Source organism: Sphingomonas sp. 2SG (assembly GCF_005503285.1).
GTDB lineage: Bacteria > Pseudomonadota > Alphaproteobacteria > Sphingomonadales > Sphingomonadaceae > Sphingomonas > Sphingomonas taxi.
Genome location: NZ_SCMZ01000017.1, coordinates 10,993 through 22,623, shown reverse-complemented (window position 1 = coordinate 22,623; position 11,631 = coordinate 10,993). Strand labels below are relative to the sequence as shown.

Annotated in this window: 9 protein-coding genes; all 9 read right to left on the bottom strand. The window is 67.1% G+C overall.

The window, feature by feature from the left end:
• Window positions 1–31 precede the first annotated feature (31 nt).
• Genes FFS23_RS09080 through FFS23_RS09040 form a run of 9 tightly spaced genes read right to left on the bottom strand, consistent with a single transcriptional unit; the run spans window position 32 to window position 11,546 of the window.
• Entirely contained in the window at window positions 32–271 is a 240-nt protein-coding gene (locus FFS23_RS09080; protein WP_137898361.1) for a hypothetical protein, read from the bottom strand.
• Window positions 268–633, bottom strand: a complete 366-nt coding sequence (locus FFS23_RS09075) for a hypothetical protein (RefSeq protein WP_137898360.1) — start codon at window positions 631–633, stop codon at window positions 268–270. Before FFS23_RS09075 ends, FFS23_RS09080 begins: the two co-directional genes overlap by 4 nt.
• A gap of 13 nt (window positions 634–646) precedes the next feature.
• Window positions 647–1,024: a ubiquitination-like system serine protease family protein gene (locus FFS23_RS09070; RefSeq protein WP_137898359.1), complete on the bottom strand. Its 378-nt coding sequence runs from the start codon at window positions 1,022–1,024 to the stop codon at window positions 647–649.
• Complete coding sequence (locus FFS23_RS09065) at window positions 1,021–1,536, bottom strand: TIGR02594 family protein (RefSeq protein ID WP_137898358.1); 516 nt, start codon at window positions 1,534–1,536, stop codon at window positions 1,021–1,023. The genes FFS23_RS09070 and FFS23_RS09065 overlap by 4 nt, the downstream gene beginning before the upstream one ends.
• Window positions 1,537–1,581: 45 nt before the next feature.
• Window positions 1,582–1,992, bottom strand: coding sequence for a hypothetical protein (locus FFS23_RS09060; RefSeq protein WP_137898357.1), 411 nt, complete (start codon window positions 1,990–1,992; stop codon window positions 1,582–1,584).
• Complete coding sequence (locus FFS23_RS09055) at window positions 1,992–2,531, bottom strand: hypothetical protein (RefSeq protein WP_137898356.1); 540 nt, start codon at window positions 2,529–2,531, stop codon at window positions 1,992–1,994. The genes FFS23_RS09060 and FFS23_RS09055 overlap by 1 nt, the downstream gene beginning before the upstream one ends.
• The gene (locus FFS23_RS09050) at window positions 2,528–3,064 is read right to left on the bottom strand and encodes a hypothetical protein (RefSeq protein WP_137898355.1); all 537 of its coding nucleotides are present in this window, start codon (window positions 3,062–3,064) and stop codon (window positions 2,528–2,530) included. Before FFS23_RS09050 ends, FFS23_RS09055 begins: the two co-directional genes overlap by 4 nt.
• 17 nt (window positions 3,065–3,081) lie before the next feature.
• A complete protein-coding gene (locus FFS23_RS09045; RefSeq protein WP_137898354.1) occupies window positions 3,082–6,972 on the bottom strand; it encodes a hypothetical protein in 3,891 nt (1,296 codons plus the stop codon).
• The gene (locus FFS23_RS09040) at window positions 6,969–11,546 is read right to left on the bottom strand and encodes a phage tail length tape measure family protein (RefSeq protein WP_137898353.1); all 4,578 of its coding nucleotides are present in this window, start codon (window positions 11,544–11,546) and stop codon (window positions 6,969–6,971) included. Before FFS23_RS09040 ends, FFS23_RS09045 begins: the two co-directional genes overlap by 4 nt.
• Window positions 11,547–11,631: the final 85 nt, after the last annotated feature.

Genomic DNA, 11,631 nt, shown 5'->3' with positions numbered 1-11,631 from the left:
ACTCCTAAGGCGGGAAGGATTAAGGGGGGGGTCAGCGGAGCGGAGCGTCGGGATCGATCTCGTTGCTGAGCTTCTTCACGCGGTGACCGGGCCACCATGCGTGGCGCGATCCCCAGGCGATCGGCGTTCCCTCAGGCGGGTCGTCGCCGATCGGCACGAAGAACAGGAGGCGCTCGCCCGTCAGCCGGTCGACCAGCACGCGGCGCGCCGCCTCGTTGGTGTTGGGGACCGTGCCGGCGTCGACATGCACGACGCGGCCGGTGCCGCTCATTTGACGCCGAACAGCGGCAGGAGGGCGCGCGCGAGCAGCGCGGCGCGAGGCGAGGCGACCTGATTGTAAAGGGTCTGCACCAGCTCGCGGGCGATATCCTCGACGTCGCCGTCCGGCACCACCATGCCTTTGTCGGCGATCAAGCCAACCAAGGCGGGCAGCGCCTTACCGATGACGATATCGGCCTTCTGTCTGCCGGAAAGGCTGTCATTTGCCAGCGCGAGGATGTTGTCGCTGGCGTCCGACGCAATCGGCAACGTCAGAAGAACGGCGACGATCTTCTGCGTATCGGTCGGGACGACCTTGATAAGGGCTCTCGGCAGGAAACCGAGCACGCCACGGAGGAACGTAGGGATCTTCATGGGGCGCTCCTGATCAGCGACGTGGATAGGGAGGAAGCGGGACCGTCCGCCCCGCGAGGTGGTGGGTGCAGTCCGACAGGAACTGGATCTGGCCATCCACGACGAAGGAATGGCAGACGCCGCAGGTGAAGCCGTACGGCTCCTTGCACTGCTCCACCCGCTCGCGATTGGCGTCGCACCAGCACCGCTTCCCCGCCTGCGATGGAATGTGGTGGCCGGACTGGATCAGCACCGACGGCGTGAACGTCGGGCGTTCCACGTTCCGATCCCAGCCCCAAACCGCGCCCGGTCCGGATATCGACAGGACGTGGGTGTGGTCGCAGCCGGGACAGAAGAACGCGACATGATCCTCGCCATAATCGGCGAGCACTGACGACAGCCGACGCGTCACGCCTCGTTTCTCGATAGGGGAAGGCCAGCGATGGCCTTCATCGCGACGGGGCCGCTGCCGAGGGGCCGGCCCGCCGGCCAACGCCGCGCGACGCAGCGATCCTTCGCGATCCGCGTGATGGTGACGGCATCGCTCTGGTTACCGCCAAGGACGTGATAGGCCGCGGCATCCTCGCCGAGGTAGAAGCCAACGTGGCCACCACCTTCCCTCTTGAAGACGAGAACGGCGCCCGGCGCGAGCTTGTCGGGCGACAGCGGGACGCCCCACGACGACCAGGACGCGGCTCGCAATGCGATCGAGACGACCGGCAAGCCGGCTTCGGCGACGCAGGTGGCAACGAACAAGCCGCACCACGGCACGCTATCTGCGTTGTAGATCGTGCCAAGCACCTTCGCGCCGAGCTTCTTTGCCCAGCCGATGATGGTCGGATTGTTCGCCGCCCCGGCCGCCTCACGCGTGCCAAGCTTCGCCCGCGCAGCACGAAGCCACGCCGGCTCTAATGCCGTCGTCATGTCGATTATCTCCAGGTGGGGTCCCCGCGCTTTCGCAGGGACGGGTCAGGGGTTCTTGTCGATCTCGCGTAACGTGGCGGTCATGTCGGGCGGCACGGGCCGCTTGCCGGGAATGACGGCATCGAGCGCGTCGATGGCGCTTTGGCCACGGCGCTTGAAAAAGGTGATGATGCCCGCGCCAGCTGCGCCGCACATGCCGCCCGTGCCGAGGGCTGCGAAGAGGTCGACCTGATGCTCAACGATCCACACGGCGGTGACGAGCAAGGCGATCCCGGTAACGATGCCGTCGAGCAGCCACCGTTTCGGCCCCTTGGCGTCGAGGGTGATGAACAGCCGGACCATGAAGCAGGTGAGCAGCCCGACGCACATTGAGCCCGCCGGGAACGAATAGCCCAGCACCGACCAGATAACCGGCACGGTGGCGGCGGGCGCGGCAGAGATAACCGCTTCCCTCATCATCGAAGCCCGACGGCGGCACCCGCCATCAACAGGCTGACCACCAGCACCAGGGCGGCGCGGCGCAACTCCGGCCACCGCGACCACATATCGACAGGCAGGGGGGCCTTGCGAAGCTGATGCTCGATTACAGGCTCGGCGAGCACGTGGATCGCCATCCACAGGAAGCCGCAGCCGACTGACACAGGGTCGAGCCACCGCTTGGCCTCGGCGACGCGCTCGATCGTGCCAACGTCGCCGGATGACCAAGACCAGAGACTGACCGCCTCGGCGGCACCGCGGCTGGCGATCGCGCAGCCGGCGAGGAAGACGATGAGACGATAAACCGACACGGGATCGGTCGGATGGTCAATGGATCGGGCCTTCCAGATGCGGCGGCCTTGCTTGCCGGCCATCATCAGGCCTAGGCACATGGCGGCCGTCATGACGAACAGGTTCCACGCAAGCAGGCCGGGATTGTCGGCCAGCGAAGGCGGCGCGAGGGCGGTCGTCGCCCTCATCGCCTCGCCGATATAGTTGCTGGTTGCGGAAGCGTTCATGCGTCACCTCGATCAGCCGACGGGGAAAGGATGGAGCTCCAGGCAACGCGGCTTGCGCTGACAATCGCGCCGAGCGTTGCGGCATTGGCAACGGCGGCCTTCGCCCCGATCCGAAGCGCCTCGATCGCGGCAGCGGCCGCCGTCCATGTGTCCGCCCGCTTGATTACAGCGGCGGCCAGCTCGGCGATCGGCACGGCGCGCGTCGCTGCCTCGGCCGCAAGGAACGGGACGGCCGCGGCATGGTCGGCCACCCACGCCCGCGCCTCGGCTTCTTTGCGCTGATAGGTCAGCGCCTGGCCCGCGCCCGACGTAAGGAAGACCTGCCGCGCCTGCTCCGCCTGCATGTCGATCTGGCCGACAACGGCCGCGCGGATCACGTCGAGGTCGACGTCCGCCTGCTGCACCGCTGCCGCCGGCACCAGCGCGATGCCGAGCCCCTCAGGCAGCGATTGCAGCTCGGCGGTGCCAACAGAGCCGGCACCACGATAGCGCTCGATGCCCGAAACGAGGTCGTAGACAATCCAATATTCCATGATGATGCCCTCGGGTGTCAGCGCTTGAATTCGGTCACGGCGATGGCTGCGCTGCTGTACGCCCAGGACGTATTTGCCGTGCGGACGTAATAGCGGAGGTAGAACTGGACGGTTTCACCCGCGTTGAATAAAACCTGATGGAAGAAGGACACCGGCACGGCCGTCGTCGACGGCGAGAATGCCACCTCGCGCGACAGCGGGATGCTACCGCCGCTGTACGCCGCCCATAGCTGCACCGACATGATGCCCGAGCCGCCGGTGCGCCGGCCGTCCGACTGCACGTTGACGAGCATGCGCCCGCCCGAGCTGAGGATCGACAGCCGCTCCGTCTCGCCGTCAGTCTCCTGGCTGACGCCGCTCCCCGCCATGTTGCTGTTGGCGGCACCGTTGGTCATCTGGTTGGCGCCGACCTTGCTCGTCGTGATCGTGCCGTCGACGACGAGGTTGCCGCCAATCCGACCGTTGCCGATCAGCTCCCAAGCCCCGCCAAACTGATCCGACCAGAGGCTGAGCCGAGCGACCCCGTTACCGCCATCGGCGAGCAGGCGGACATAGGCTGTGGCCTTGCCAGCAAGGTCGACCAGCGTGCCGGCCTGCTGCTGCACGGTGGCGGCGGTGCCGTTGTACGCGCTGCGCAGGTCGGTGACGCTTTGGGTCACGGCGCCGATCTTCGGGTCGACGACCGCCGTCACCCGCTCGTCGATCTTCGCCGTCAGATCGCCGCCGGAGCCATTCACCTGCGCTTCGAGGTTTGATACCCGCTGGGCCGAAGCAAACCGGCCATCGGTTACAGCAGTCTCGACGCTGCCCAGACGTGCCCGAGCATCGTTTAAAGACGCCGTGATCGTGTCGCTGACCTGCGCAAGGGATGTGTCGCGGTCGACCGATGCTCGCTCGACACGACTGATCTCGGCGCGGACGTCGGTATTCGTGGTCAACAGCGCAGCCGACACCGTGTCGACGCGGATGCCGAGGGCGCGATCGGCCTCGCTCATCGCGCTGTTGGTCTGGTCGACGCGCGTGTTCGTCTTGCTGTCCCGGCTGACATAGTCGGTCGTGATCGAGTCGATCCGTTGCCCGATCGCCGTGTCGGCATCGCTGAGGGCCGTCACCGACGTGGTGATGCGCGAATTGGTCGTGGCGTCGCGCCCGAGATAATCGGTGGCGATGGTGTCGATCCGGCGGCCGATTGCGGCATCCGCGCTGCTGAGTGCCGCGACTTCCGTCGTGATCCGGGTCCCGGTCGCGGTATCGGCCGCTTTGTAGTCGGCGGTGACGGTGTCGATGCGCTGCCCGAGTGCGGTGTCGCGGGTCGTCGACGCAAGCTCGACCCGGCTGATTTCGGCGCGGGTGGCGGTGTCCTTGGTGGTGACGTCGGTCACGATGGCGTCGACGCGCTTGCCGATCGCTGTATCTGCGGCGGCCAGCGCGGTGACCGAATCAGTGATCCGCGTGCTGGTCGCCGCGTCTGCCGCCTTGAAGTCGGTGGTGACGGTGTCGATGCGCTCACCGAGGGCCTTATCGGCAGACGAGAGCGCCGTGACTTGGGTCGTGATCCGAGCCTGCGTCGCTGCGTCGAGCGCTTTATAATCGGTCGTCACCGTGTCGATGCGTTGCCCGAGCGCCGTGTCGCGGGTCGACGATGCCAGCTCGACGCGGCTGATCTCCGCGCGAGTGGCGACATCTTTGGTGGTTACGTCGGTCACCACGCTGTCGATACGGCGACCGATCGCGGTATCTGCATCGGACAATGCTGCGACCGAATCCGTGATGCGGGTGCTGGTCGCCGCGTCCGCCGCCTTGAACTCGGTGGTGACCGTGTCGATGCGCTCGCCGAGCGCCTTGTCGGCCGCCGAGAGGGCGGTGACCTGCGTCGTGATGCGCGTGTTGGTGACTGCGTCACGGCTCGTAAAGTCGGTGACGACGCTATCGATGCGTCGCGCGATCGACCGGACGTCGTCTGTACGGACCAGCCGCTCGGTCTCGATCAGCGCGCGTACCTCGCCGTCGTTCTTGTTGGTGACGACCGTAAGGGTGTCGATGCGCCGATCGAGCAGCTCGTCCTTGCCCTGCGCGCGGTTCGCCTCGGCGTTGAGATCGCTCATCGCGGCATCGATGCGGGCGTTCGCGCGCGCCGTCGCTTGATCAGCTTCGGCGCGCGCCGCCACCACGACACGATCTGCGGCAGCCAGCGCCGCGTCGAGAGCAATGCCTCCTGCCAACAGCCGACGATTGAGATCGGCAAGCGCCGCATCGGCCTTATCGCCCGCGGCCTTGATCAGAGCTTCGGCCGCCGCAACCGCCCGGTTGATCGCAGGGATCGTGACTGTTTCGAGGATCTCCGACCGGCGCTTCACCGATTCCGCATCGGCGATCACCTGTCCGGCCGGGACGCCGGCAACGGCGTCCGTATCCTTCGACGTGTTCTTACCCGTGTTATCAGCATCGTCCGTCGGCTTGGTGCCGTCGGGATCGGTGACGCTGGTCCATGGAATGGTGAGCGGCGCGACGGTCGCCGCTTCGCTGAAACCCTCGATCGAGAGCGACACCGTGCTGACCGACTGGCCAACCTCAACCGAGAAGTCCTTGAAGAACCCATAGACGGTGAGGCTTTCGGTGGCCCGATCCGCGAGCCATAGCGACGGCACCGCACGCACCGCGGCGATACGCCCGATGACCTGATCGACAGCGTCGGTACGGATCAGCGCCTTGGCCGCCATCCGCTTTGCCCATGCGCGCGGTACGATCGCGATCTCGCCGAAGTCGTCCGTCTCGCGCTTGCTATAGTCGGTGATGCCCGAGGTTGGCGACGAACCGGTGCGGCCGAGCGGGCGCAGCGTGCCGACCATGAGCGTTCCGACCGAAACCGTGCCATCTCCGACGCGGGTGTCCTGCCATTTCGTCGTGTCGCGCACCGCCCCAGTATCGTCCCACCTGGGCGGTTCTGCCGAGGCGGTGCCCGCGACGGTATCCCGGAAGGTGCCGGTGTCGTCAAAGGCGGCGGCATCCTCCAGCAGCACGCGCTGCGCGCTGTTGCCGACGGCCGTCAACGTGACGGTCAGGCTCGCACCGGCAGCCGCGATCAGATCCAGGAACAACGCCGACGTAGCACCGCCCGTCACAACGACGGTGCGATCATAGCTCGGTGCCTGGACGCGCACCCTCGCGGCATTGGTGTCGAGGATCGCCAGCCCGGACACCGCCGGCCCCGGCCGCAGTGCAACGGTGATGGCATTGTCGTCGGTGGTGGTCGACCCGATCGCCTGATCGAACATCGCCCAGCGGTTCGTTGGGCCGACGTCGAGCCACGCGCCGACGGTCGAGGCCGGATCGTTGCCGATGTTGCTGGCGATGATGCTTTGGTAGACGCGGTGCGTGCCGCGGCGGACCACACGGGTCCCGGCAGGATAGCCGCCTGCCGAGGACCATTCGATTGCGTCATCCTCAGCGACGCTGCTCGACGTCAGGACGGCGTCGGTGACCGTGATCGGCTGCAACACCTGCAACGTCGATGGTTTGCCGCCTGCCGCGGGGTCGACACCATTGTCGGTGAACTCGGCCTCGCCGGTCAGGCCCTCGACCGTCAGCGTGCAATAGCTGATCGGCGGAACCGCGTGATCGACCTCGAAGCTTTTGTAGAACCCGCGGACCGTGAGGTTGTCATAGCGATCGTCGCCGATCCACGTCGCTGACGTGGCGCGCAGATCGGCGAGCTGCCGCTGGAGCGCGTCCACGCCGACGGTTGGCACCGCCAGCCGGACGGAGATCTGTCGCGCGAAACCGCGCTTGACGACGGTCGTGACGCCGAACTCGTCGGTAGTCCGGCGGCTATAGTCGGTGATGCTGATCGTCGGGGACGTCTCGACCGTCCCCAGCTCGATCGTACCGGTCTCGGTGACAACCCTCATGCTGCATTCCCGATGCTGATCGCTTGACCGCTATGGTCCGAGGTAACGGCATCGAGGATGCGGGCGGTCGCCTTGGTGTTGTTGACGATGGCGGCCTGCCCGGAATTGTTGTCACGCCGCATGGCAGCCACTTCCTCCTTTAGCTCTGCGAAAGCAGTGGCCAGCGCATCATCGTTCGCCGGCATCGTCGACACCGCTGCGGCGGCCGCTGCGGCAGCTCCGCCGTCTGCGGCCGCGGTTCCCTTGTTGGACGTCGCCACGCCCCTCGCGAGCGCGCCCACGACGCCGTACGTCGCTTCCAAGCTGGCGGCCGTCTGCGCCCGTACGCGCTCCAGCTCCTGCCGGCTGGTCGCCCGATCGGCCGCGGCGGAAAGCAGCGCTTGGCTTAGCGCCGGCAGGCTCTTGGCGGCGTCCTGATCGCCAGCGCGAGCGGACGCGGTCGCGGCGTTGAACTGCCCCATCAGCGTCGCGAAGCCGTTTCCGCTTGCCGTATCGGTGAGACCGCGGATGCGCTTGACCTCATCCATGATGCTGTCGCCGACCGACGACCACGCATCGCGCAGCGCCTCGGCGGCCTTGGCCGCTTCCTGCGCATCCTGGATCGCCCAGATCTGCTGCTGCAATGCGCGGTTGCTGACGTCGATCTTGGCGAGATCGAGCGCGCGAAGAGCCGCCGTGTTGCCCTGCAATTCCAGCAACTGGCGTTCGAGATCCTGCCGCTCGGACGCGATGTCAGCCGCGCTCTTCGCGCCTTCCATTGCCGATTGCAGATCGGCGAACGCCGGTGCCAGCTTCAGCAGCGTGGCGTAGGTCGCCTGCCCGGCCGCGGTGGTGAGATCCTGCGCGTCGACGAGCTGGCGGAAGCCGGCGAGGCTCGACGGCATGGCCATGCCGAGGCTGTCGAACACCTTGGCGAACTGCGCGGTCTTGGCGGCCGCCTGCTCTTCCTTGCTGTAGAACGCCTCGAAATAGGCGCCTGCCGCACTGGTCAGGTCGCTGACGCTGTCGAACTGGTCGGCGAGCGCGATCTTGGCATCAATGCTGAAGCCGCGCGTCGCGGTGCCGAGCAGGTCCAACGAGGCGCCGACCGCCTCCACAGTTGAGGCGACGCGGACAAGCGTCTCGAACGCGCCCTCGCCAACCTTCTGGAAGCGTTCCAGGCCAGGAATCGCCGTCGCTGCCATCTTGTCGGCTGCGGCACCGAACACCGCGGTCAGCTTCTCCTGAATCTGCTCACCAGTGAGACCCTTCAGGTCGATCTTGCCGATGCTGACGACGAAGCTGTTGAGCCGTGCCTGCACGTCGCTGGTAGCGATGCCGAGCGGCCCGGCCGAGGCGGCAATCGCATCGTTGAACTGCTTCAGGATCAGCGTGAACTGGTTCTCCAGGCCAGCGTCAGCGGCGCTGTACTTGGTTGAATAGGACGTCCCCGTCTTGATCCCGAGGAACTTCTTCTGCTTTTCGATATCCGAATAATAGGAGGCGTCGTATCCGCCGGCGAGCACGCTGCCGAGCTGCTGATCCTTGCCGTAGAGACCGCTGCCGACGACCGTCGTCTTGGAGCCGAACAGCGAACCGATGAGGCCGCCGACCGCGCCGATGATGCTGCCGACGACCGGGATCTTCGAGAACAGCCCGCCGCCCGTCACGATGCCCGAGAGCAGCTTGCCGGTCGTGTCGGACTTAAACCCTTCCGTGACGCCCGCCGACGCGTTGACGTCGCCTGCGCGCACGACCAGCGCCGCGACGTTGCCGATCTGGCTGTCGATCGACTTCAGCGAAGCCGCCATCTGACGCGCATAGGTGTTGGTCAGCGTGTCGACCTCCTTCAGCGCGTCCATCGAGCGCTTGAGGCTCTCCGACTGCGTAGTGCTGTTGCCGAGTACGGTGCCGGTGCCCTCGTTGGCCTTCGGCAGCGTGTTCTTGCCGCTGCCGCCGAAGAACCCGGTCGCAACGCCGATCGAGGCGAGCGCGGCGGCCATTACCGCCATGCCGGCGAGGTTGAACGGGAACGGCGACGATGCCGCAGTCTTCGCCATGGCCGCGGTGCCGTCGGCCGCCGCGCGAACGGTCGAGTTCGCGACGCTCGCGGCGGTGAAGGCGGTATCGGTGGCCGCGCCCGTCGCCGCGGCGGTGGTGCGGGCGATGGTGACACCGCCGTTCAGGCCGAGCTGCACCGCGGCGTTCTTGACCGCCATGGCGAGTTCGACAGCGCGGAACACCTTCTCGGCCGACGCCATCGCCTTGTACCCGCCGGTGCCTTCCTTGAAGAACCCCCTGGCGGCCGATGCCATGTCGCCATAGGCGCCGATCTGCGCCGACGCCGTCCGCAGCGCATAGAGGCGGCTCTCGTGATCAAGACGCGTCTGGTCACCGTTCGCGGCCTTGATCGCGGCGCGGTGCTCCTCCTGAAGTCGCGCCTGATCAGCGTAGTAGCCGGTCATGATGGTGGCGGCATCGCCAATGGCTTGACCGACATTGCCGAAGGCGTCCGCCATGCCCTGCGCGGCGCGCTGTGCGGTCTGGTCGACGGCATCGAGCAGTTCGGACGTCGCGGACAGCGACGCATTGAAGGCGTTCTGCTTGTCGGTAACGGCCTGCTGCGCATCGGCGATGGCGACCTGCTGAGCCACATAGTCAGCGCCGTCGCGGCCGGTGAACTCGTTGGCACGCGCTTCCTGCGTTGCCTTCAACGTGGCGAGCGCATGCGTCCGCGCCGCATCCGTCGCACCCACGAGACGCAGCTCTTCCGCGAGGGTGTCGAGCTGGTCGCGGCCACCCGCCATGGCGGATTGATAGCGCGCCTTGGTCTCTGCCGCGGTCAGCCGGTCACGCGCCGCGCGCTGATCGTCAAGGGCCTGCTCTGCTGCCGCGGCACCGATCAGATCCTTGCGTCTGGAAGCCGCTTCCTGCGCCGCGAGGAGCGGGAGGTCGGCCATCCGATCGCGCAGCAGATCATTGGCCTTGGAGGCCGGCACATTGCCCTCGGCGATGATGCCGTTGACCGTCTCTTGAGCGAGCGCCTGGTCGCGCATCGCGGCGGTTCCCTTGGCGGCGTCGCTGACGCGCTGAGCAACGACAAGCCGGACCTCGCGGTCGACCATGATCTCGATATCGCCACGCTTCTTGATCGCCGCGCTCTCCGCCTTGACGCGGGCCTCGGCGATCAGGGCGGCTGCGCCCGAGACGCTATAGGCCTTGGCCAGCTCGTAGAGGTTGCGAATCTGCGCCTCGGCCGCCTGCGCTTCGCGGGCGAGCTGCTCGGCGTGATGATCGACCTTCGGGGCAGGCGTGTTGTTGAACCCGATCGTGCCGGCGAGACGCTCACGCGCGTTCTGGATCGACGCCTTCTTCACCCGCGCGCCAAGCTTGCCGAGATACGCATCCGCCTTGCGATAGGCCTCGCCATAGGTGCGGTCGATCAGGGTAGGATCGCCCGTAACGAGGTTCACCAGCCCCTTGCGGCTGCTGATCTCGCCCATGTACGCCTTCGTGCCGGCGACGCCCGCATACAGGCCAGCCAGCGCTTTGCGGCTGTACGACGTGAGATCGTCGAGGACGCCCTTCACGTCCTTGCCCATGGCCTTCATGTCGCCGACGAACACGCTGGCGACGTCCTTGCCGACCTCCGAGAACAGCGCCTTGGACACGTCGCCCCATTCGACGGTCGCATCCTTCAGCTTGAACAGCTCCTGCTTGGTCGCACCCGCCCCGCCGGTGATATCGCCGAGGTCGCGCGTCAGCTGCTTGTTGGTGACGCCTTCGCCGACCCACCGGGCGAACAGCGCGAAACCGGCGCCGGCCGCCGCCAGACCGACCAGCAACGGCGCGAACCGGACGGCAAGACCAGCAACCTCGCGACCGAACCCGCGCAGGCCGCCCTCGGCCATCTGCGCGACCTGTACGATCTGGAAGCCCTGCTGGATGAACACGGTCATGGGCTTCTGCCCGGTGAGCAGGCCCTGCGTGATATCGGGGAGCTGGAGTGCGATCGTCTGCAACGCAAAGCCGCTCTTGCGCGCGGCCCCCGCCATCGCGTCGTGCTGCTTGGCCGACACGTTGGCGCGATCGGCCAGCATGCTCTCCGCCCGCGCCATCTCCTCGGCCGACAGACCCGCCGCGGTCATCACCCGACGCGCCTCGGCGATCTCGCTGTTGAGGCGGTTCTGCGCCGCTGCGGCCGGATCGAGCATCGCGCGCAGCTTCGCCAGCGCCTCAGCATCACGCTCGGCCGCGGCGTCCGCCTCGCGCATCGTCGTGATTCCCCGGCGAGCGGCGGCCTCGAACATATCGTGCGCAGCCGCGGCCGAGCGCAGCTCCTGCTGATAGCCGGCCATGGATGCAGCCTTGGCGGCGGCTTCCTCTTCCTTCAGCGCCTGCACGCCGGTACGCACCCGCGCCTCGAACATCTCGTGCGCCCGTGCGGCCGATCGCAGCTCCTGCGCTTGCGCAGCCATGGCGTCTGCCTTGAGCGCGGCCTCCTGCTCCTTCATGGCCTGCACGCCGGCACGCACACGGGCCTCGAACATCTGGTGCGCGAGCGCGGCCTCGCGCATCGCCTGCGCCTCGACCACGGCCGCCTGCGCGGTCTGCGCCTCCGCAGACACGAGCAGCGTCAGCTCCGACCGCAGCCGGGCGGCAAGGTCGGTGTTGCGGGTG